This is a genomic window from Streptomyces xiaopingdaonensis (assembly GCF_000262345.1).
Taxonomy (GTDB): Bacteria; Actinomycetota; Actinomycetes; order Streptomycetales; family Streptomycetaceae; genus Streptomyces; species Streptomyces xiaopingdaonensis.
On record NZ_AJTQ01000011.1, the window covers coordinates 1 to 21,435 of the forward strand.

A 21,435-nucleotide genomic window follows, 5' to 3' on the forward strand; every position below is an offset into this window, starting at 1 on the left:
TCGGCCAGGGCGCACCCGACTGGGCGCGGCCCGTCCTCAGCGTCGCGACGACGCCGTCGGCGATCCTCCGCCCCGACCTCGGCCCCGACGGCGCGGTCGTCGACTTCACCCTCGTCGCCGGCAACGCGGTCGGCACGGAGAGCTGGGTCCGCGACCCCGCGGCGCTCCTCGACCGCCCGCTCTCCGAGAGCAACCCCGGCATCCGGGCGGGCGGACTCCACGACTTCTACGCCGACGTCCTCGCCGGCGGCGAGCCCCGGAGCTTCGAGAACGTCGACTACCTCGACGTGGTCGACCGGCGCTCGGTGGTCGTCCGGGTGCACGGGACGGCGAGCCCCTACGACGGGATGCTGCTCGTCGCCTGGGAGGCGCAGCGGCCCTCGGAGCTCAGCGAGCGGGTGCAGCGCTCCAGCAGGATGGGGTGGGCCGAGTGGGACCTGCTCAACGGTGAGGTCTACGCGTCGGCCGGGCTGCGGGAGCTGCTCGGCCTGCCGGACGCGTCGGAGCGGGTCCCCGCCGAGGCGACGGAGCTCGCACGCCTCCTCGACCCGCGCGACCTGGTGGACTTCTCGCGGCAGGTGAGCGGGCTGCTCCAGGGCGAGGAGGTCTCGGAGAGCGCCGTCACCGTCCACGTCGGCGGCGAGGAGAAGACGCTCCGCTGGCTCGGGCAGCCGGGCGGCGCACAGGCCGGCGGGCCACCGGAATCGCTGCTCTTCACCGTCCGCGACATCACCGAACAGCACCGCGAGCAACAGGAGTTGCGGCGAGTGCGCGAGGCGGCACATCGGCTCCGGCAGGAGGCGGCGGCCGAGCGGAAGGTCTCCGAGACGCTGCGCCGCGCCCTGACGCCCCGCCTGCCCGAAACCACGGCGCCCGGGCTCTCCGTCGCCGCCGGGTACCTGCCGTGGGACCGGAGGGTGGGCGGTGACTGGTACAAGTGCCGCAGCCTCCCGGACGGGCGGCTGCTCGTCGCGATCGGGGACGCCTCGGGGCACGGCGTCGACGCGGCGAGCCGCGCCGTGCAGCAGCGCGCCGCCCTCGCCGGGCTCGCCTACACGGAAGGCGACGCGGCCCAACTCGCCGCCCGTCTCGGCGAGGTGGTCTACCACGACGGCATCGACACGACCGCCACGGCGGCGCTCGGCCACCTCGACCCCGCGGAACGCACCTTCCGCTGGTCGAGCGCGGGGCACCCGGCGCCCGTACTCGTCCGGAACGGGAGCGCCGAGCCGCTGGACGCGCCGCTCGGTGTCCTGCTGGGCGTCGACACGCTGGCCGGATACGCCGTGGACGCCGTGCAGTTGGAGGCGGGGGACCTGCTGCTCCTCTACACCGACGGCATGGTGGAACGCCGCGGCGAGGACCCGGACGTGGGGGTGCGGCACCTGCTGGACGCCGCCGCACGGGAGTGGAGCGATGCGCACGCCGCCGTCGAAACCCTGATGAGCGAACTCGTCGGCCCCTGGACGGACGACGACGCGACGGTGCTCGCGCTCCACTTCCGGTGACCGTCCGGCCCCGACTCCCCCGCGACGGAGGCTGGTTGGCGCCTGATGCGGGAGGGAGGCTCAGCGCTTCCGTGCCACGCCGGCGAAGAAGGCGGCCTCCGCGTCGGTGTGGTGGACGGGCCCGTCCGGGCGCCAGCGGTGGCCGGGGACGAGCCCGGGCGCGAGGAGTTCGAGTCCGGCGAAGAACGGCTCGATCTCGGCGCGGGTGCGGGAACGCAGTTCGGCGCCCCCGTCCCGGTACATCTGCTCGCCTCGGCGTGCCTCCTCCTCGGTGGCGAACTCGTGGGTGCCGTGGGAGAGAACGAGGAAGCTGCCGGAGGGCAGCGCGTCGACGAGGCTGCGCACCAGCGCGTGGGGTCCGTCGTCGTCCGAGACGAAGTGCATCAGGGCGACGAGGGAGAGCGCGACGGGGCTCGTCAGGTCGAGGGTCTCGCGGACCTGGCGCGAGGCGAGGAGGTCGTCGGTCCGCACGTCGGCTTCGACGTACGCGAGGCCGCCCTCCGGAGCGCCGCTGAGCAGCGTCTCGGCGTACTCCAGGACGAGCGGGTCGTTGTCGGCGTAGACGATGCGGGACTCGGGGGCGATCTGCTGCGCGATCTGGTGGAGGTTGGGCGCGGTGGGGATGCCGGTCCCGATGTCGAGGAACTGGCGGACGCCGAAGTCGCGCGCGAGAGTGCGCGTCGCACGGTGCATGAAGGCGCGGTTGGCGCGGGCGAGGACGGGGATGTGGGGGAACGCCTCGACGACGGCCTCGGCGGTGCGTCGGTCGGCCTCGAACCAGTCCTCTCCGCCGAGGTAGTAGTCGTACATCCGGGCGGAGTGGGGCCGGTCGGTGCGGAGCGTCTCGTGCGTCTCGGGCATGGCTGCCTCTCGATCGGGTCGGTCGGCGTCCGGCCGGGCGCGCGGGGTGCGAGGGCGGTCGGTGACTCGTGTACGGAGTCGGGGCGCGTCGCGGAAACTAGCAGGTGCGCGGCGGTGGCGGAAGTGGAAGGCCGGTGTTGCGCGGCGCTGCTCGGTGCCCGTGCGTCGGGGGAGCGTCTTCTCAGCAAACGGCGGGGGAGCGGGGCGACGTCTCGCACGTCGTTGGTCGCGTATGCCGGACGTGGGAGTCGGGGACGGTCGTGGGCAACCTTCTTCTGCGGTCGACCGGGATCGCGGACTCAGGAATGGTTCCGCGTCCTTGTGCGCATATTCCTCTCGGAAGGCCAAGTGCCCGCCGGGCGGGCAGTGTTGAGAGGAAGAGGTTTGCCCATGCGCATGGCCAGCAGAGGGATGCCGGTACTCGCGGCGGCGGCCGCCGTGCTCCTTGCCACGGCCACGGCCGCCTCGGCGACGCCGGGCCGCGGAGTCGAGGCCACGACGCTGGCGGAGCGGACCGTCGATGGCACCGACTACGTACTCAAGCAGCTCCACGTGGCGCCCGGCGGCTCCACGGGCTGGCACACGCACGCCGGTGTCCTCCACGCCGAAGTGGAGCGGGGCACCCTGACGCACAACGCTGCGGACTGCGCGGTCGACGGCGTCTACGGCCCCGGCGACCGGTTCACGGAGCCGGCCGGCGGGACCAACGTCCACATCGGGCGGAACCTCGGGGAGACCACGGTGGTGATGAAGGTCCTCTACGTCCTGCCGGAGGGCAGCGAGCACGCGGAGGACGCGGAGAACCCCGGCTGCGACTTCGAGTGAGGGCTTCGCGTCGAACCGGGGTCGGCGTGGCGGAGTCGGGGTGTGCTGGGCCTCGGCTTCGGGCGGCGGCGGTGCGTTGGGGGCGGCGGGTCGAGTTCACGAGCACCCAAGGCGGTCCGCGCCGCCGAGTACACCGCTCAACCACCCCGTCTGGAGCGGGTGGACGCACCGGTGGGACGAGCCGCACGGGCGGGCCGGGGCCGACGGCGGTGACGTCGACGGCCCGTTCCCTCGCGCCCGGCCTCCCGATCTTCCGCTGAACGACTGTCCACGGCACGCCCGTTCACCGCCGGGTCGCATGCGGCATGCGGCATGCGGCCACGGCCCGGGCAAGGTGGCAAGACAGCGCTCCGTGGACGGCCCTTCGCACTCCCACTGCGGCCGGGGGCTCCCGGCCCTGCGAGCGGCAGCGGACGCCTCTCGCAAATCCGCGTGCTCCGCCCGCCCGTTCCCGGCACACTGCGAGCATGGCCGCCGACATCCTTCTGCCCCTGCAGCGCTGCGCGCTCGCGCACGTGGCCGCCGTGGCGGCCGGGCCGCCCGTGTCGCCGGACGCGCGGATCACCGTCAACTTCCATCCCGACCGCCCGGCCCGCGGCGCCACTGTCGTCGAGGCGCTCGCCGAAAGCGGCGTCTACCTCTCGCAGTTCGTCACCGAGACAAGCAACGGAGGACTGACCGCCTACCCCGGTGGGGACCGATGGCGGTGGGAGAGCCAGATGTTCGGCGGTGCCTACGATCACGCGCCGCCCGCGGCGCGGCCCGTCTACGGCGCGCTCGACCAGCGCCGCCTGACGGCCGGCGCCGCACCTCGCTTCGGCTCGGCGCACCTGAGACTCACCGCCGGGGCCCTGCGCCGCAGCACCTTCTGCTACCCCGACAGCGCCTTCGGGCCGACGCTCTTCGGCACCGCCGAACGCCTCGGGCCGGTAGCGCTCGACCGGTCGGACGGCAGGGACGCGCTCGACGACTACGTGGAGGCGCACGTACACGGAAGCGTCCGACTCGACCGCGACGTGGAGGCGCTGGTTCTCGACCCCTGCCACCGCGGCACAGCACTGGAGCCGGTCGCACGACGGCTTCCCTGCCCCGTGGAGTGGCACGCCGGGTTTCGCCTGACGGTCGACGAACTCCGCCGGCGCCCCGGCTACCGCGGGCAGCGCATCGTCGAGGCGGCCGAGGAGATCGCGGCAGACGGTGTCCTCGATCCACGCTTGGTGGGAGAGGCGGCCGTCAGCGGCCGTCACGAACCGCGGACGGTCAAGAAGGTATGGCACTGCGTTGCCCGCTTCGGGAGCCCCGACGCGGCCGGCTCTCACCGTGCGGTGAGCCCACCGTCCACGTAGATCTCCGTGCCGGTGACGAAGGAGGAGTCGTCGCAGGCGAGGAAGGCGATCGCGGCGGCGACCTCGGCCGGCTCCCCGAGCCTCCCCAGGGGCGTCGCCTCCACCAGCGGAGCCCTGTCCCCCTCGCCGAGGAACGGCGTCCCGACGAAGCCCGGGTGGACGCTGTTGACGCGGACGCCGTCCCTGGCCCAGTGGAGCGCGGTGTTCTTGGTGAGCAGCCGGACGGCGCCCTCCGCCGCGTGGTGCGCGGGCGCCCTCCCGGAGCCGCCCGAGGCGCCGAAGAGCGCGCCGACGTTGACGACGGAGGCCGCGGGCGACGCCTTGAGCAGCTCGGCCGCCGCCTTCATGCCGAGAAAGACGCTCGTCTGCGCGACGGCGACGACCCGGTGGTAGGTGTCGACGTCGGTCTCCTCCAGCGACCCGTCGTCGCCGACGCCCGCGTTGTTGACGAGGACGTCGAGGCCGCCGAAGCGCTCCGCGACGCCCTGGACCGCGCGCGTCCAGCCTTCCGGGTCCGTCACGTCGAGGTCGAGGAAGACGGCGCGGCCGCCCGCCTCCTCGATCTCCTCGGCGAGCGTCGTGCCCGGCTCGTGGTGCAGGTCGGCGACGGCGACGGCGGCGCCCTCGCGTGCCAGGCGCTTGGCCGTGGCCTTGCCTACGCCGCCCGCACCGCCGGTCACCAGCGCCGTCCTGCCGTCGAGTCGTGCCATCGCCGTCTCCTCGCCGAGGTTCCCTGCCCTGCCGCCGGGCTGGACGCGACGATACGTCCCGTATGTCCGGAGGTGTGCCTGAACGTCCGGGCGGTGGCAGCAAGTTCCACCGGTTCGAGTGAGAGAGCCGGGTCGGGATCGACCGTCAGGCGCCCGGATCGGGGAGTGCGCCCCCGGCGAGCGCCGGGATGATGCCGCCCGCGAGGATGATCCGGCACTGGCGCGGCGAGAGGCTGTGCCGCACGGTGTACTCCTCGCCCCGATCGGTGTTCTCCACGCGCACCAGCGGCTCGGCGCCGTCGCCGAGCGCGCGGTGGAGGTCGGGGAGGCGCAGGGTGGCGCCCCTGGCGATCCGGTCCGCCTGCGCCGGGTCCTCGAACTCCAAGGGAAGAACACCGAAGTTGACGAGGTTCTGCCAGTGGATGCGCGCGAAGGACTTGGCCAGGACGGCCCGGAGTCCGAGGTAGCGCGGGGTGATGGCGGCGTGCTCGCGGGAGGAGCCCTGCCCGTAGTTCTCGCCGCCGACCACGAAGTGCGCCCCCTCGGTACGGCCCGCGCGCGCCGGGTACTCCGGGTCGATCCGGGTGAAGGTGAACTCGGCGAGCTTCGGGATGTTCGAGCGGTACGGCAGGGCCCGTGCTCCGGCCGGCGAGATCTCGTCCGTCGAGACGTTGTCGCCCGCCGTCAGGAGGACGGGACCGGTCAACTCATCGGGAAGCGCGTCGAGTTCGGGCAGCGCGGAAACGTTCGGGCCGCGGTCGAGGTCGACCCGGACCGCCTCCTCCGGCGGCAGCGGCGCCTCCAGCATCGCGGTGTTGACGGCGGCGCGCCGGGGCGGGCCGAGGCCGTCCGCCTGCTCCGCCGGGTCGAGCCCGACGTCGGCGGCCCAGCGCCGGGGATCGGTGATGACGCCGGTGAGCGCGGAGGCCGTGGCCGTCTCGGGAGAGCAGAGCCAGACCGAGTCGTCCTCGGTGCCGGACCTGCCGGGGAAGTTCCGCGGGAAGGTGCGCAGCGAGTTGCGGCCGACGGCCGGCGCCTGCCCCATGCCGATGCAGCCGAGACACCCGCTCTGGTGGAGGCGCGCCCCCGCCTGGATCAGGTCGGAGGTCCCGCCGAGCCTGGTGAGGTCCTGGAGGATCTCGCGGGACGTCGGGTTGACGTCGAAGCTGACGCCGTCGGCCGTGGACCGCCCGCGCACCATCGTCGCGGCCACCGCGAAGTCCCGCAGCCCCGGGTTGGCCGAGGAGCCGATCACCGCCTGGTCGACGCTCTCGCCCTCCACCTCGCGCACCGGCACCACGTTCCCGGGGGAGGAGGGGCGGGCGATCAGCGGTTCGAGGGAGGAGAGGTCGATCTCCTCCTCCAGGTCGTAGGCGGCGTCGCCCTCGGGCGCGAGCGGGGTGAAGTCCTCGCTCCTGCCCTCGCTGCGGAGGAAGTCGCGGACGGTCACGTCGGCGGGGAAGACGCTTGTGGTGGCGCCGAGTTCGGCGCCCATGTTCGCGATCACGTGCCGGTCCATCGCCGTCAGGCGCGCGAGACCGGGACCGTGGTACTCCAGGATGCGGTTGACGCCACCCTTGACTCCGTGCCGGCGCAGCAGCTCGAGGATGACGTCCTTCGCGCTGACCCACGGCGGCAGTTCGCCGGTGAGCCGCACCCCCCAGATCTGCGGCATACGCAGGTAGAGCGGGCGCCCGGCCATCGCCAGCGCGACCTCCAGACCGCCGACGCCGATCGCCAGCATCCCGAGCGAGCCCGCCGCGCAGGTGTGCGAGTCGGAGCCGGCGAGGGTGCGCCCCGGCTTGCCGAACCGCTGCATGTGCGTCGGGTGCGAGACGCCGTTGCCCGGCTTGGAGTACCACAGCCCGAAGCGGTGCGCCGCCGAGCGGAGGAACGCGTGGTCCTCCGCGTTGCGTTCGTCGGCCTGGAGGATGTTGTGGTCCACGTACTGCACGCTCACCTCGGTGCGCACGCGGTCGAGCCCGAGCGCCTCCAGCTCCTGCATGACCAGGGTGCCGGTGGCGTCCTGCGTGAGGGTCTGGTCGACGCGGAGGCCGACCTCCTCACCGGGCTCCGGCACCCCCTCCACCAGGTGTCCTTCGATGAGCTGATGCGCGACGGTTCCGTGTGCCCGCTTCGCCATGGGTAAGCCTCCTCGTCGTCGCCCACCCTCCGCCCGCTCGTGCCCGTACGCGGCCCTGCCGCTCGCGTGTCCGGGCCGCTTTCCCCGGGCGGGCGAGCGGTAATCCCCTTGCGGGGGAGCAGGTTGCGGGCGACGGGAGGCGGTCCCGTGCGGAGACCGTCACACCGCCCGCGCCTCCAGCAGCTCCCGCGTCCGCGCCAGTGGCAACGCCGGCACGTGGTTCCCTCCGCGTCCTGTCATCGAGGCCGCACCGGTGAGGACGTTGAGGACCGCCTCCTCGACGCACTCCACCACCGCCTCGTAGAAGCGGTCCATCCGGCCCCAGGGCACGAAGCGGAGGGACTCGTAGGGCGCGTCGGCCTCGTCCTGGGGGAAAGTGCTGCTCAGCGCACCGGAGTTGGCCGTGGAGAAGGCGAGGAAGAGGTCTCCCGAGAAGTGGCTGCCCGTGGTGCCCGTGCGGGCGAGGCCGAGCGGGACGCGGCGCGCGAGCGCCTTGCACTCGCCGGGGAGCAGCGGCGCGTCGGTGCCGAGGACGACCACGATCGAGCCGGCGCCCGGCGGCACCGGCCGCGTCCCCGGGGCCGCGCCGGTCTCGGAGGCGGCGAGCGCGTCCGGGTCGGGGAGGTCCCTGCCGACGGGCACGCCGGCGACCGTCAACTCCCGTTTGGCCCCGAAGTTCGCCTGGACGAAGGCGCCGACGGTGTACCGGTCGGAGCCGTACGCGACGACGCGCGAGGCCGTCCCCGAACCGCCCTTGAACCCGTAGCACCGCATGCCCGTGCCTCCGCCGACGGCGCCCTCGGCGAGCGGACCCGAGCCCGCGGCCTCGATCGCCTCGGTGGCGTGGCGGGGTCGGACGGCCGTGCCGTGGATGTCGTTGAGGTGCGCGTCCCAGGTCTCGGTGACGACGGGGAGCAGCCACTCGGGCGCCGTGCCCCGGCAGTTCCGGCCGAGCCACTCGACGACCCCGCGGTGGACGGGCCCGACGGCGTACGTGTTGGTGAGGAGGACGGGCACGGCGAGGGAGCCGGTCTCCTCCAGCCAGACCGTGCCGGTCATCTCGCCGTTCCCGTTGAGGGCGTGCCAGCCTGCGGCGCACGGATCGCCGACCCCGGCCCGCCCGCGGGGCAGGATCGCCGTCACCCCCGTCCGCACGTCGGCGCCCTCGACGAGCGTGACGTACCCGACCTCGACGCCCGGCACGTCGGTGAGCGCGTTCCACGGTCCGGTCTCGCCGTCGAGGGGTATGCCCGCCGCCCGCGCACGCATGCGATCTTCAGCCATGCGCCGAGCGTACGGGCGCCGCGCCGCGGGAACCATGGTGCCGCCAACGGCCTCGCGACGCAGGGCGGTTGACGCGCGCGGCGGACGTGGCGAGTGGGAAACCGGCGAAGAGACCCGGCACGTGCTCCCTCGTCAGCCTCCCCGTACGTCACCGCGCGACGCACCCCGCACGCCGGCGTCTCCTGGACCTCTCCACCGAGTGACGCGCCTTGTCCGCTCCGCCCGTGCCCCGCCGGACGTGGGCGAAACGGCGGAAGCAGCGCACGAGCCGGTGGTCCGGGCAGCGGCCGGGGAACGCCTGTCGGCGGAACGGCGAACTGTCGACAGGGCGGAGACCAGGCGATGACCACCATGGCGGGCACCAGCCCGGAGGCCGCTGCGCGACCCGACAGCCTCCGACTGCCGGGGATCGTCCTGGGCGTCGGGCTCGGCGGGTTCGTCGACGGCATCCTGCTCCACCAGCTCCTCCAGTGGCACCACATGCTCACCGGAACCAACGACGACCGCATCGGGGTGAAGTACTACAACCCCGGCACGGTCTCGGGGCTGGAGATGAACACCGTCTGGGACGGCATCTTCCACGCCGTCTGCTGGCTCGCGGTGCTGCTGGGCCTCGCCGTCCTCCACTCCCGCGTCACCCACAACAGGCGGGCCGTGTGGACCTCGCCGGTCCTGTGGGGATGGATCGTCGCCGGGTGGGGCCTCTTCAACCTGGTCGAGGGCATCCTCGACCACCACATCCTCGCCATCCACCACGTCCACGGCGGCCCCTACCAACTGTGGTGGGACATCGGCTTCCTCGTCGCCGGCTGCCTGCTCCTGCTCTGCGGCTACCTGCTCCAGCGCACCGGCCGGCCCTTCGAACCCGGTACACCCCGCGGCGGCCACCGCGCTGGGGAGCGCTGATGGACGGCGCACACCCGGCGCACCACGACGCCTTCGCCGTCGGCCCGCTCGTACTGCCGGTCCTGCTCGCCGGAGGCGTCGCCTACCTGTACGCCGTACGCCGCGCCAAGCGCCGCAACCCCGTGCAGAGCTGGAGCCCCTGGCGCTGCGCTTCCCTCCTCGCGGGGCTGGCGCTGCTCGCCGTGGCGCTGCTGCCGCCGCTCGAGTCCGCCGCGCACACCGACTTCCGCGTCCACATGGCACGGCACATGCTCATCGGCATGTACGCGCCGCTGGCGCTCGTGCTCGCCGCGCCCGTCACCCTGCTGCTCCGCACCCTCCGTCCCGCCGGCGCCCGCCGGGTGACGGCGGTGCTGCACAGCCCACCCGCACGCGTCCTCGCCCACCCCGCGGCGGCACTGCTGCTGAGTACGGGCAGCCTGGGCCTGCTCTACTTCACCCCGCTCTACGAGGCCGCCCTCGCCCACCCCGCCGGACACCCCCTGATGGACGCGCACTTCCTCGCGTCCGGCTGCCTCTTCGCCCACGCCGTGGCAGGACCCGACCCCGCGCCCGCGCGGCCCGGAGCGCCGACCCGGCTGGTCTGCCTCGGCGGTGCCATCGCCGCGCACGCCCTGATCGCGCAGGCGATCTACGGCGGCTTCCTCGTCCACATCCACGCGCCCATCGACGAGGTCCGACAGGGCGCGGAGCTGATGTACTACGCCGGCGACATCGCCGAACTCCTGCTCGCCGCCGCGCTGGTGGCCACCTGGCGCCCCGAACGCCGGACCCGCCCGGCACGGGCGAGGGTGCGCGAGGCGGCCTGAACGCGAACCCGGACCTCGGCGGGGCGCCGGGTGGTGTGTGGCGGCGGCGTGGGCGCGGGGTTCGTCCCGGCGGACGGCCGCGCCCCGTGCGGTCGTCGGGCGCGGTGGTCGAGGTGGGGCGAACGCGGCCGAGCCCGGGGCACGTCTCGGCGGTCGGCCGCCGCCCGCGCGGCCTCGGCCGCGGTGCGCGAGGCGGTCCCGCGTCTCAGCGGACCGCCGCACCCCACGCGGCCTCCGCCGCCCGTACCGCGGCGTCCTCCGCGCCTCCCGGCGCCCGTACCGCGGTGGCGAGCGCGCGGACCGTGGCGAGGACGCGGTCCCGTTCGGCCGCGCGTCCGTAGTGGTTGATCCGCAGCACCTCGGGTGCGAGGTCGCCGGCCGTCGGCTGGACCGGGACCGAGCCGTCCGCCGCGAGCGCTGCGGACGCGACCTCGCGCGCGTCGGTGCCCGCGGTGCGCACCGTCGTCGCCACGGGGGCGGCGTCTTCGTCGCGCACCACGTACGGCGAGAGCCCGGCGAGCTCCCGCGTCGCCGCGCGGACCGCGGCGGAGGCCGCACGGTGCCGCCGTTGCGCGGCGTCGAGCCCCTCGCGCTCCACCCGGTCGGCGGCCTGCTCCAGCGCGAGCATCTCCAACTGCGCCGGCGCGTGCGGCAGGGCGCTCCTGCCGCCGTCGAGCCACCGCTTCCAGTCGAGGAGCGAGAGGTAGGAGCCGCGCGGCGCCCGCGGGTTGGCGGCGATCCGCTCCCAGGCGCGCTCGCTCACCGAGACGGCGGAGACACCGGCAGGCCCCGCGAGCGCCTTCTGCCCGCCGACGACGCACAGGTCCACCCCCCACTCGTCGGTGAGCAGCGGCTCGGCCCCCACCGAAGCGACGGCGTCGACCATCAGCAGCGCCCCGTGCTCCCGCACGACCCCGCCGATCTCCGCTACCGGGTTGGTGTTCCCCGTCGCCGCCTCCGCGTGCACCAGGCACACCAGCTCCGTCGACGGGTGCGCGCGCAGCGCCTCCGCGACGCGCTCCGCCGTCATCGCCCCCGTGAACTCCGCTTGGAGATCCACGACTTGGGAGCCGCCGGAGCGGAGCCACCCCGAGAACGTCTCCCCGTACGGTCCCGTGACGACGTTGAGCGCCGTCGCCCCCTCGCGCGCGGTCCCGCGGATCGCCGCCTCCAGCGGCAGCAGCGCCTCGCCCTGCATCACCACGACGTCGGCGCGCGTCCGCAGCAGCGCGGCGACCTTGTCCGCGATGCGCGCGAAGTGCCCGGCATCGAGCGGTGGGAGGTCGAGCAGCTCAGGTGTGGTTCCGTCCTGGACAGTCATGGCGTGGCCCTTCCGCGGTCCCCCTCGCCTGCGCGAGGCGTTTCGCCGGCAGACTCTACGGAGCCGCCCGTCGCCGCTGGGCGCAGGGTCGCGGACCGGCGGGCGCGCCGCTACCGTCGGGGAGAGGCCGCCCTGCTCCGTGGCGGTCGTGGAGGTTCGGTATGGGACTTTTCCCCGAACTGCGCGACGTGGCCCCCCGCCTCGCCACGGGCGCGTTCATCCTCAACTCGGGCGTGGGCAAGCTGCAGGCGGACGAGGAGACCGCGGCAGGGATCCACGCCACCGCGAGCACGGCGTATCCCTTCCTCGGGGACATGGAGCCGGCGAAGTTCGGCCGCTGCCTCGCCATCGGCGAAGTCGCGGTCGGCAGCGTCCTCCTCGCGCCGTTCGTCCCCACGAAGGTGGCGGGCGTCGCGCTCACCGGGTTCTCCGCCGCGCTCCTCGGGCTCTACCTGCGGCTGCCAGGGATGCGGGAGCCCGGCAGCCTCCGCCCGACGCAGGACGGCACTCCGCTCGCCAAGGACTCCTGGCTCCTCGGCATCGGCCTCGGCTTCCTCTGCGCCGGCGGCCGCAGCGGTCCGGCGCGGCGCGGCAAGCGCCGCTGCAAGCGCGGGCGTTGACGCCGGCGGGGGCCCGGGCCCCCGCCGGCGTACGGGGGCTCAGCCTCCGATGAGGTCGAGCAGGTCGTCCGCGTGGTCCTCCTCCTCTTCGAGGATCTTCTCCATCACGCGCCGGCTCGTGGGGTCGCGGTCGGAGAGCCACCTGATGATCTCCTGGTACGTGGAGATCACGATCCGCTCCGCCAGCAGGTTGTCCTTGAGCATCTGCTTCAGGTCACCGTCGGGCGGTGCCGTGTAGTCCGTCTGGGTGCGCTGCTGCAGCGTCTGCGGATCGAAGTCCGGGTCGCCGCCGAGCTGCGAGATGCGCTCGGCCGCCATCAGCGCGTGGTTGAGCTCCTCCTTGGCGTGCTCGGTGAACTCGTCCGAGACCTGCGCCCTGTCGATCCCGGTGGCCACGATGGCGTGCCGCGTGTACCGCAGCCAGCAGACGACCTCGGTCGCCAGCACCTCGTTGAGCACCTGGATGACGCGGTCCTTGTCGCTCCCGTACGTCTGCGTGACGGGGCCCTCGTCCATCTTCTTCCGCGCCTCGTCGCGGATTCTGCTCACGTCGACCACGAAGTCGTCGGTCACCCTGTGCTCCTTTGCTCCGGCCTGCACGTGCCCCACCACCGTTCCCCCGCAGCCCCCGCATGCGCCGCCTCTCGCCGAGCTGCACCGGTTTGCCGCACGCGGACCGCTGCTACGTCCGCTCCACCGGCCCCGCGAGCGCCTCGAGCCTGCGCACCGCGTCGCCGCGGAAGAGGGCGCGACCGGCTGCGACATAGGGCGCCCGCGCCGAGGACGACCGTGCGAGCCGTCCGACGGTGGCGCCCGGCTCCTCAGGACCCTCGGCGCGGGCGCAGAGTCCGGCCGCCGTCATCGCACGCATCCCCTCGGCCCCGTGCCCCGGGAGCGGGCGGTGGCCCACCACGGGGACGCCCGCGGCGAGCGCCTGCACGGCCGTCTGCCCCGCGGCGTTGTCGACGAGCACCCGGACCTCCGCCATCAGCTCCGGCAGGTCTCCCACCCAGCCCAGCGGCAGCAGCCCCGGCTCATCCGCCGCCTGCCGCCTGAGCCGCTCGTCGCGTCCGCAGAGCAGCACCGGCAGGCAGCCGGCCGCGGTCAACTGCCCCGTCGTCGCCCGTACATCGCCGCCCACGCCCCACGCGCCGGTCGAGAGGAGAACCGCGGGCCGCCCCTGCCCCGCCTCCCGCAGCCGCTCCCGCCAGTGCCCTTGCGGGTCCCGTTCCCGGAAGAAACCGCGCGGCACGACGGGGCCCGTCGGCTCGGCGGGGGTGCCGAGCGCGCCGTGCACCGCGTCGGCCGCCTGCCGGGTGACGCACAGGTAGAGGTCGTTGCCCGGATGGAGCCACCCGCGGTGCACGGCGAAGTCGACGAGGAAGACGGCGGTCGGCACCCCCAGCGCACCGCGGCCGCGCAGCCGCCCGACGACCTGCGCCGCCAGATGGAACGTCGCCACGACCACGTCGGGCCGCTCCTCCGCGACGAGGCGCAGCAGCCCCCGCTCGGCGAGCGCCGCGAGCGGGCCTGCGCCGGGCCGCGGCCCGCGCCCGGGCGCGAGGAACCCCGCGTAGACGGCGCCGTAGAGCCGGGGCGCGTGCCGCAGCGTCGCGCGGTAGCCGCTGCGGAGCGCGGTGCCGGTGCCGGCGGGGAGGAGGCCGAGCACGTCGCGGACCTCCGCCGCGTGGCCGCGCTCCCGCAGCCGCAGCGCGAGCTCGCCGGCGACGGCGTCGTGGCCGGCCCCCATGCTGGCGCTCAGGAGCAGGAAGCGGCACGGCATACGGGCCTCCCTCCTGCCGACCAGGCGTAGCCACCACTATCCCGCCCCCGGCCGTTCCCCACCCGTCCCGGGCCTGGGGCCGAACGGATGGTTCGCGCACCTGCACCGCGCCGGTACGGACGAGCGGGCGGCACGGGTTGCCAGCATGCTGGGGTCCGGTACTCGCCTCGGTTCGTCAGGAGTGCGGCCATGCCCAGCAGCCCCGAGAGCAGCACCGTCGGGCGCCCCCGGCAGCCCTCGGTACTCGTCACCGGGGCCTCCTCGGGGATCGGGACCGCCGTCGCCGAGCGGCTGGCGGCACAGGGACGTTGGCGCCTGCTCCTCAACGGGCGCGACGAGCAGCGCCTCGACGAACTCGCCGCGCGCACCGGCGGCGTCCCGCTCGCCGCCGACCTGACGAGCCCCGACTCCCGCGCGCGCCTCGTGGACGCCGCCGAGGCGCACGGCGGCGTCGACGCGCTCGTCGCCGGTGCGGGGGCGGGCTGGGCCGGGCGGTTCGACTCGATCTCCGGCGCGGAGATCGAGGAGGTCCTCGACGTCAACCTCGGTGCCGTCGTCCACCTCGTCCGCGGGGTGGTGCCGGGGATGCTGGAGTGCGGACGGGGAAGCGTCGTGCTGATCGGATCGGTCGCGGGCTGCGTGGGGGTGCGGAACGAGGCCGTGTACTCGGCGGCCAAGGGCGGGCTCGTCGCCTTCGCCGACAGCCTGCGGTACGAGGTGAGCGGTGACGGGGTGAGCGTCTCGCTCGTGATGCCGGGCGCCGTCGACACCCCGTTCTTCCGGCGGCGCGGGGTGCCCTACCATCGCAGCCGCCCGCGTCCCGTCGCGGCGGGCGACGTCGCGGCGGCGGTCTGCGAGGCGCTGCGCACCGGCCGGGCCGATACGTACGTGCCCCGGTGGCTCGGGGTGCCGGCCCGGTTGCGGGGCGCCGCACCCGGCGTCTTCCGCTCGCTCGCCCAGCGTTTCGGATAGGGGACCTGCCGCCCGTGTGGGAAGTCGTCTCCGTCGCCTTCGCCGTGCTCGCTGCGCTGGGCAACGCCGTCGCCTCGGTGCTCCAGCGCCTCGGCGCGGCGCCGAAGCCGTCGACGCGGCGGGCCCTCGCCTGGGCACGCCACCTGCTGCGCGACCGGGTGTGGCTGGCGGGCGCCGGCGTCCTCGCGCTCTCCGGCGCGTCGCAGGCGGCGGCGCTCGCCACGGGCCGGCTCGCCGTCGTGCAGCCGGTGATGACGACGGAGCTGCCGTTCACGCTCGTCGTCGGGAGCCTGCTCTTCCGCAGCAGGCCCGACCGGCGTACGTGGCTGGCCTTCGCCGCGATGACCGCGGGCCTCGCCGCGCTGCTGTGGATGGTGCGGCCCTCGCACGGAGTTCCCTCGGTGCCGGGGGAGCGGTGGCTGGTCGTCGGGGTCGGGGCCTGCGTGGCGATCGCCGTGCTCTCCGCCGTGGCGACGCAGTTGCCCTCGGCCCCGAAGGCCGCGGTGCTCGGTTCCGCGACCGCCGTCGCCTTCGCGCTCACCGCCGCGCTGATGAAGGACGCGACGGGGCGGATCAACGACGGGTGGAGCGCGCTCTTCACCGCGTGGCAGACGTACACGGTCGCCGTCGTCGGTCTCTTCGGTTTCCTGATGCTGCAGTTGACCTTCCGGGCGGGGACGCTCGTCGCCTCGCAACCCGCGCTCACGCTCGGTGACGCGTTCCTCAGCGTCGTCCTCGGCGCGCTGCTCTTCGAGGAACGCCTCACCCTGGGGGTGTGGGTCCTGCCCGAGATCGCCGCGCTCGCCCTCATCAGTTTCGGCAGCTTCCAGCTCGCCCGGGCGCCGGCGGTCGCCGGACACACTCGGGAGGAGACATGGTGAACCGCTGTGCGGCGGCCGCGGTGGCTGCCGCCTCGGCCGGCGCCCTGTGGCACATAGGCCCCGCCGCCACGTGGCTGCCGCCGGTGCGGGAGCGGTTCGCGCCCGGGCTCGACGGGCGCGGGTCCCCCGGCCACATAGCCCTCACCTTCGACGACGGCCCCGATTCCGGCACCACCCCCCGCTTCCTCGACGCCCTCGACCGCCTCGGTGTCCGCGCCACCTTCTTCGTCCTCGGAGAGCGCCTCCTGGACGACCGCGGGCTCGCCCGCGGCATGCTCGACGCCGGCCACGAACTCGGCGTCCACGGCTGGAGCCACGAGAAGCCGTGGTTCCCCGAACCGCACCGCGAAGCGGCCGACCTGGCGCGCACCGCTGGCACGATCAGCGACCTCGGCGCCGCCCCGCCCACCTGGTACCGGCCGCCGTACGGCATCCTCACGGCCGGTCGGCGGCGTGCGGCGGCGCGGGCCCGGCTGCGTCCCGTGCTGTGGACCGCGTGGGGGCGCGACTGGCGGCCGGCCGCCGACCGGCGCAGTGTCCTCGCCGACCTCTCCCGCCGGCTCACCGGGGGCGCGACGGTACTCCTCCACGACAGCGACTACACCAGCGCCCCCGGCTCCTGGCGGACGACGCTCGACGCGCTGCCCGACCTCGTCTCCTGGTGCCGGGCGGCGGGGTGGCGGGTGGGCACCCTGGGGGAGCACGGCGTGGAGCGTGCGGGAACTGCTGTGCGGGAGACGGCAGTTGGAGAAGAGCGGGACCTCGGGACGCCGTGACGTGCCTCATACGGGGGGAGTTGGGGCCCGCTCCGGCGGCGGCTTCGGTGGTGGCCGGCCGCGGGCGAACGCCGGTGCCACGGCGTCCTGTTGCCTTGCGAGTACGCATGCGGCGAGACGGGTCCGACGTCACCTGCGGGGTGCAGGCGGGAACGCTCCCGGTTCCGCGCCGTACGCCCGAACGCGCGCCCCGCCGCGGCCGAACGAGGTGTGTCCGCGCCCCCGGCACGCGCGCGAGCCCCGCCGCGGGAACGGAACCGGTATGCCCGCACAACGCCGCAGGCCGGAGAAGTACGCGCGCTCCGACACCGACCGTGCCGAGACATTCAGCGACGGCGTCTTCGCCATCGCCGTCACCCTCCTCGTCCTCGACCTCAGAGACCCTCGGCACCGCCGCGGCGGGGAGGCGCTCCTGGAGCAGTGGCCCGCCTACCTCGGCTACCTCGCGTCCTTCGGCTTCGTCGCGGTGATCTGGCTCAACCACCACCAGGCGTTCGTCCGCATCCGCGCGATGGACCGCGGTGCGCAGGCCGCCAACCTCGGGCTGCTCCTCACCACGGCGTCCCTCGCCTTCCCCACCGGGGTCGTCTCCGACGCCCTGCGCGAGGACCCGGCGGGCGTCGACGCGCGCACGGCGTCCGTCGTCTACGCGGCCGTCGCCGCCCTGATGTGCCTCGCCTGGACGATCTTCTACGCCTACCTCGGGAGCCATCCCGAACTGCTCGACGACGCCGTGGAGCCGCTCTACGTCCGCCACGGCGTCGTCCGTTCCGTCGTCGGCGTCCTCGCCTACTCGGCGGCCGGCGCCGCGGGCGCGCTGATGGCGCCGATGGTCGCCCTCGCCGCGTTCGTCGTGCTCCCGGTCTTCTACTTCGTCACCAGCGAGGGCACCCTCCTTCCGCGGCGGCGGGCGCGTGCGCGGACGTGATCCGCGCCGGGACGTCGGCGCGGCCTCCCGGAAGAGTCGGCAACTCGTTCCGCCCGACGCCGAATCGCCCGGCTCGGCGTCGAGTCGGGGAGCGGCGTCGGCCACTCGGCGGGCGTCTCCTCAGTACGCCTGCCCAGGCGGCCGGTTGGCCGGCTCGTCGGGTCGTCAGAGGACGAGTCCCAGGACGACGAGCGCCGCTCCCGCGATCCCGGCCACGCCCGTGCCGATGCCGAAGCCCATCACCTTGCGGTTCCCACTGCGGACCAACTCCGCCTGCGTCCGGGTCGACATGAGGAAGACGCCGCTCTCGGCGGGCTCGCCCAAGGACAGCCGCCCGCTCGCATCGGCGGCCTCGCCGTGCACGAAGAGCCGGACACCGGGGCGGACGACCCACTCCTCCTTCCGGAAGCCGATGGTCCCGCCGCCGCCCAGGCCGACGGAGACGGGGCCGATGGTGATCCGGTTGCCGCGACCGGTGTGCGGCTCGAAGGTGTCGAGTATCTTCTCGGCGCGGTCCACCTGCTTGTCACCGGGGCGGACGACCATCCGGCCCGTGGCGTCCTCCACGAAGAAGGCGGTGGGGCTGGAGTGGTCGGAGACCACGTCGTTCCTGGTCCTGCGACGCCGGTTGCCGTTGCTGTCGCGGTACGTCTCCTCGTATCTGCGGGTGATCCGGTGCCGGTGCCAGACGCACTCCGCCTCGCTCAACTCCGAGCGCAGCACGCCGTCTTTGTGCGCCCGCGCGGAGCCGACCACCTCGCACGGCTGCCGGAAGTGGCCCGGACCCGCCGCCTCCTCCGCGGCCTCGTGCAGCGCCTTCACGTCCCTCACCGCCAGCGTCTCGACCCTCTCCAGGGCCCCCGTGCGCACGTTCGCCCGCTTCGCGAAGTACCCGCAGACCACGGCCACCACTACGGCGAAGAGTCCTACCCAGAGCACAGAACTTCCCCCCAAGCTTTCTTCCGAGCTGCTGACCCTATCCGCGGCGTCTTCGTCCCGGGTGGGGGAGGGATGGGGGCAAGGGAGACCTTTGCGGGGCACGGCTGGTGCGGCTCGAAGCGTGCCGATCTCGGTGAGACGGCCAGTGGTTGACCACCTTCTCGGTCTTCTCGCCTTCGCGGGGTCTGCACTCCGACGGCGATCCCAGCGGCGTCTTCGCCCGTGAGCTGTGCCGCAGGTCCGGTGCGTTGCGCGACCTGCGTCTGGACGAGCTCCACGGAGACTCCAGCACGCCCACGCGAGAAGAGATCACCACTGTGCGCTTCGCGGACATCTCCCAGGCGTACCGGGAACTCCTCGCCGGCACGGGATGACAGGGCTCCGGGCACAGGTGGAACGGGCGGACTCCCGGGGCGTTTTCGGGGACTGCCTCGCACGCGGGACAGCAGTCTGCTGCCGACGCGTGACGGAAGGTACACTCCCTCCCCGGAGGGGATCACGGGTTGAGTGAGACGGGGGAGGCGCCGCCGGCGCCGGGCCGGTTGCGTCGGGCTTTGCCGGTTACCAGGGCCGGGCGGCTGCTGCTGATATCCGCGTTGGTGCTCGCGGTCGGGGGCACCGGTCTGGGTACGTGGATGGCGGGCACCTGGCCGTGGCCGAAGGGCCGTTACTGCTGGGGCGCTTGGGAAGAGGACAGCGGACCGGAGATCCTCGGGGACGCGGCCTTCGGTGAGGACGGCGGCTCGCGCAGCGGCGAGGAGACGGCGCCCACCCGCGAGCGTCCGGTCGGTAGTTGCGAGCTCACGATCGCCGGCGGGCACAAGAGAGCCTTCGGCACCGAGGTGCCCGCCGATCAGCGGGTGACCGTCGAGTACGGCCCTGTTCCGGAGGCGGCAAAGACTCGGCTCTCCCGGCTTCAGAGCGATTATCTGCGCGCCGACATGGCTGCGCTTCCGGACGGTCTGCCGGGCACGGTCGGTGGGGGCGGTGGTCTGGTGGTACTGCCGAAGTCCTGTGACACACGGGACGGTCGGCCGACCGTGGTCACCATGGAGGCGTCCGGTACGCTGTCCGACGGCTCCGGTGCCGGGGCCGACCTCGGCGGCACGTCCGAAGTGGCGGTCCTGCTCGTCGCGGCGGCCAATCGCGGGATGGAGGCGGCCGGTTGCGCGCCGGACGAACCGCTGCGGGCCGACTCCCCGGTCTACGACCAGCCGAGCGAGTCCAAACGCCACTTCGCGGCCTCCGAAGACCTGTGCGGCATTCGCGGGCTGCGCCTCGACGAGGAAAAGGTCGAGGAAAGCACCGGCGCGGTCACTCGTGACCTGCACACTTGCTCACTCTCCGGTGAGCGCGGTCATGCGTCGTACCTCAACCTGGCGATGGTCGCTCAGCCCCGGCTGGCCGCCATGTTCGACGGCATCGTCGGCGAACGTCCGGTGGCCCGCGGCTGGCGCGGCACCGGCAGCGTCCGAGGCACGCACGCAATCGTGCGAGCGGACTGCGCAGGCCGACCGGCCACCTTCCTGATGGACTCCTCAACCGACCTCGGTCATCTGGCCACCTTCTCCAACGCGGTCGCGGACCGCCTGGGTTGCGCGCCCATCGCTCCCGAGGGGGCCGCCCGATGAGCAGCCCGGCGGATGAGCCGAACCGAGACGAAGAACCCTTGCCTGCCGAGGAGGAGCCGTCCGGCGGGCGGCGCCGACGCTGGTGGCACTGGCGCCGACTGCTGCGGGGCCGGGTCCGGCCACTGCTGGCCGCGAGCCTCGCCGGGGTGCTGCTCGGTGCCGGCGGTACGGCCTGGCAGACGCAGGCCGGGCCGTTCGCACCGGACGAGGTGTGCTGGGGCGCGCTCTCCCGCGATGACCTCGCCTCGACGTTCCGCGAGCCGGAGAACGTCGAAGCGGTCGAGGCACCGGTGCTTTACGGCGACCGCTCCTTCGACGGCCCGGCCGGAAGATGCCAGTTGACCAACAGCGACGGTGACGAATGGTCGCTCACCGCTCGGGTGCACCGGCTGAACAACCGGGGCCAGGGCAGGAGCGAGTGGATCGGTGAGTTCCTCTCCGCCCGTCTCACCCCGCTCGGCGGCGGCCTGCTGGGCATGGCGTCGGACAACCGTGCCTGGCTCGCCCTCCCGGACGGCTGCTTGGGACGCCCCGGCGAATTCCGCGGCCCGACCGTCGTGGACGTGGCTCAGGGCAACCCGGTCGGTGACACGGAGCCGCGCACCGAGGAGCGGGACGCGATGGCACGCATGGTCGTCAAGCTCGTCAACAAGGTCGGCGTGGAGCTGGGTTGCAAGGGCACCATCGCCGATCCGGTCGAACGCCTGCCGGAGGCCGCGCGCTACACACGCACGGAGAAGTCGAACGCGCTGTGCGGCATCAAGGGGCTGACCTCGGGCAAAAAGCGCGGGCCGGAGGACCGCCCCATGATCACCAAAGGCCCCGGCCCGGTGCGCACCTGCGACCGGGGCATCAACGGTCCGCAGCCGGACCGGCGCATGATGACCGTCGAGGACCCGAGGCTCGCCGGACTCTTCTCGGGAATGGCGCTGCACGAGGGCGACCGAGTGCGCTCCAATGCCGGCTACGGCGGCCTCGGTCCCAACACAGGTGTTCTGAAGGTGACTTGCCAGCGAGGCGAAACGGTCTTCCTCGTACAGGCGGAAGAGGCTCGGGTCCCTGGATACGTACGTACCCTCTTCCCTGCTTACGTCGCCGCGGAGGCCGACCGCCTCGGCTGCGGTCCGCTGAATCTGAAGCTGCCCCGGCCGGGCGGGAGTCGCTGACTCCTCCCTGCTCCGCCCCTCACGTA

The 21,435-nt window shown here is 73.9% G+C and carries 21 protein-coding genes; 13 read left to right on the forward strand and 8 right to left on the reverse strand.

Features of this window, described 5'->3' with window-relative positions:
- Positions 1-1,508, forward strand: a 1,508-nt coding sequence (locus tag UWG_RS29245; RefSeq protein WP_016905248.1) for a PP2C family protein-serine/threonine phosphatase, incomplete at its 5' end; no start/stop codon positions are given.
- 60 nt (positions 1,509-1,568) lie between these two features.
- Here the strand turns inward: UWG_RS29245 and UWG_RS0100545 are convergent.
- Positions 1,569-2,369, reverse strand: coding sequence for an SAM-dependent methyltransferase (locus tag UWG_RS0100545; protein WP_016905249.1), 801 nt, complete (start codon positions 2,367-2,369; stop codon positions 1,569-1,571).
- A 390-nt stretch (positions 2,370-2,759) separates the two neighbouring features.
- On the opposite strand from UWG_RS0100545, the gene UWG_RS0100550 reads away from it, so the two are divergent.
- Together UWG_RS0100550 and UWG_RS0100555 are read left to right on the forward strand one after the other, a co-directional pair.
- Positions 2,760-3,194 carry a cupin domain-containing protein gene (locus tag UWG_RS0100550; RefSeq protein WP_078495561.1) on the forward strand — a complete coding sequence of 145 codons (435 nt, stop codon included), beginning with the start codon at positions 2,760-2,762 and terminating at the stop codon, positions 3,192-3,194.
- A 467-nt stretch (positions 3,195-3,661) separates the two neighbouring features.
- The gene (locus tag UWG_RS0100555; RefSeq protein WP_016905251.1) at positions 3,662-4,540 is read left to right on the forward strand and encodes a DUF3626 domain-containing protein; all 879 of its coding nucleotides are present in this window, start codon (positions 3,662-3,664) and stop codon (positions 4,538-4,540) included.
- On the opposite strand, the gene UWG_RS0100560 is transcribed toward UWG_RS0100555, so the two are convergent.
- From UWG_RS0100560 to UWG_RS0100570, 3 genes are all read right to left on the reverse strand, one after another.
- Complete coding sequence (locus UWG_RS0100560; RefSeq protein ID WP_016905252.1) at positions 4,510-5,250, reverse strand: SDR family NAD(P)-dependent oxidoreductase; 741 nt, start codon at positions 5,248-5,250, stop codon at positions 4,510-4,512. The genes UWG_RS0100555 and UWG_RS0100560 overlap by 31 nt on opposite strands.
- A 145-nt stretch (positions 5,251-5,395) precedes the next feature.
- Entirely contained in the window at positions 5,396-7,393 is a 1,998-nt protein-coding gene (locus UWG_RS0100565) for an aconitate hydratase (RefSeq protein ID WP_016905253.1), read from the reverse strand.
- A 159-nt stretch (positions 7,394-7,552) separates the two neighbouring features.
- Entirely contained in the window at positions 7,553-8,677 is a 1,125-nt protein-coding gene (locus tag UWG_RS0100570; protein ID WP_193386392.1) for a DmpA family aminopeptidase, read from the reverse strand.
- A gap of 342 nt (positions 8,678-9,019) precedes the next feature.
- Between UWG_RS0100570 and UWG_RS0100575 the strand changes: the two genes are divergently transcribed.
- Both UWG_RS0100575 and UWG_RS0100580 read left to right on the forward strand, forming a co-directional pair.
- Positions 9,020-9,583, forward strand: coding sequence for a DUF2243 domain-containing protein (locus tag UWG_RS0100575; protein WP_016905255.1), 564 nt, complete (start codon positions 9,020-9,022; stop codon positions 9,581-9,583).
- Positions 9,583-10,392: a cytochrome c oxidase assembly protein gene (locus UWG_RS0100580; RefSeq protein ID WP_016905256.1), complete on the forward strand. Its 810-nt coding sequence runs from the start codon at positions 9,583-9,585 to the stop codon at positions 10,390-10,392. The genes UWG_RS0100575 and UWG_RS0100580 overlap by 1 nt, the downstream gene beginning before the upstream one ends.
- Before the next feature lie 205 nt (positions 10,393-10,597).
- Here UWG_RS0100580 and UWG_RS0100585 read toward each other — a convergent pair whose 3' ends face one another.
- Entirely contained in the window at positions 10,598-11,713 is a 1,116-nt protein-coding gene (locus UWG_RS0100585; RefSeq protein WP_016905257.1) for a pyridoxal-phosphate-dependent aminotransferase family protein, read from the reverse strand.
- Positions 11,714-11,874: 161 nt separating this feature from the next.
- Between UWG_RS0100585 and UWG_RS0100590 the strand changes: the two genes are divergently transcribed.
- Positions 11,875-12,333: a hypothetical protein gene (locus UWG_RS0100590; RefSeq protein WP_016905258.1), complete on the forward strand. Its 459-nt coding sequence runs from the start codon at positions 11,875-11,877 to the stop codon at positions 12,331-12,333.
- A 39-nt stretch (positions 12,334-12,372) separates the two neighbouring features.
- Here UWG_RS0100590 and UWG_RS0100595 read toward each other — a convergent pair whose 3' ends face one another.
- Together UWG_RS0100595 and UWG_RS0100600 are read right to left on the reverse strand one after the other, a co-directional pair.
- Entirely contained in the window at positions 12,373-12,906 is a 534-nt protein-coding gene (locus UWG_RS0100595) for a ferritin-like domain-containing protein (RefSeq protein ID WP_016905259.1), read from the reverse strand.
- 109 nt (positions 12,907-13,015) lie between these two features.
- The gene (locus tag UWG_RS0100600; RefSeq protein ID WP_016905260.1) at positions 13,016-14,116 is read right to left on the reverse strand and encodes an MGDG synthase family glycosyltransferase; all 1,101 of its coding nucleotides are present in this window, start codon (positions 14,114-14,116) and stop codon (positions 13,016-13,018) included.
- Between the two features lie 189 nt (positions 14,117-14,305).
- Between UWG_RS0100600 and UWG_RS0100605 the strand changes: the two genes are divergently transcribed.
- From UWG_RS0100605 to UWG_RS29250, 4 genes are all read left to right on the forward strand, one after another.
- Complete coding sequence (locus tag UWG_RS0100605; RefSeq protein ID WP_016905261.1) at positions 14,306-15,088, forward strand: SDR family NAD(P)-dependent oxidoreductase; 783 nt, start codon at positions 14,306-14,308, stop codon at positions 15,086-15,088.
- Positions 15,089-15,102: 14 nt separating this feature from the next.
- A complete protein-coding gene (locus UWG_RS0100610) occupies positions 15,103-15,969 on the forward strand; it encodes a DMT family transporter (RefSeq protein WP_016905262.1) in 867 nt (288 codons plus the stop codon).
- The gene (locus UWG_RS0100615; protein ID WP_193386393.1) at positions 15,963-16,745 is read left to right on the forward strand and encodes a polysaccharide deacetylase family protein; all 783 of its coding nucleotides are present in this window, start codon (positions 15,963-15,965) and stop codon (positions 16,743-16,745) included. Before UWG_RS0100610 ends, UWG_RS0100615 begins: the two co-directional genes overlap by 7 nt.
- Before the next feature lie 262 nt (positions 16,746-17,007).
- Positions 17,008-17,673, forward strand: coding sequence for a TMEM175 family protein (locus tag UWG_RS29250; RefSeq protein ID WP_016905264.1), 666 nt, complete (start codon positions 17,008-17,010; stop codon positions 17,671-17,673).
- Between the two features lie 165 nt (positions 17,674-17,838).
- Here the strand turns inward: UWG_RS29250 and UWG_RS0100625 are convergent, their stop codons facing one another.
- A complete protein-coding gene (locus UWG_RS0100625) occupies positions 17,839-18,612 on the reverse strand; it encodes a GIDE domain-containing protein (protein WP_016905265.1) in 774 nt (257 codons plus the stop codon).
- 149 nt (positions 18,613-18,761) lie between these two features.
- On the opposite strand from UWG_RS0100625, the gene UWG_RS0100630 reads away from it, so the two are divergent.
- From UWG_RS0100630 to UWG_RS29255, 3 genes are all read left to right on the forward strand, one after another.
- Entirely contained in the window at positions 18,762-18,986 is a 225-nt protein-coding gene (locus tag UWG_RS0100630) for a hypothetical protein (RefSeq protein WP_016905266.1), read from the forward strand.
- A gap of 261 nt (positions 18,987-19,247) precedes the next feature.
- Positions 19,248-20,243 (forward strand): hypothetical protein, encoded by a 996-nt coding sequence (locus UWG_RS0100635; RefSeq protein WP_162130075.1) that lies wholly within the window; start codon positions 19,248-19,250, stop codon positions 20,241-20,243.
- A gap of 38 nt (positions 20,244-20,281) precedes the next feature.
- Complete coding sequence (locus tag UWG_RS29255) at positions 20,282-21,409, forward strand: hypothetical protein (protein ID WP_016905268.1); 1,128 nt, start codon at positions 20,282-20,284, stop codon at positions 21,407-21,409.
- Positions 21,410-21,435 lie beyond the last annotated feature (26 nt).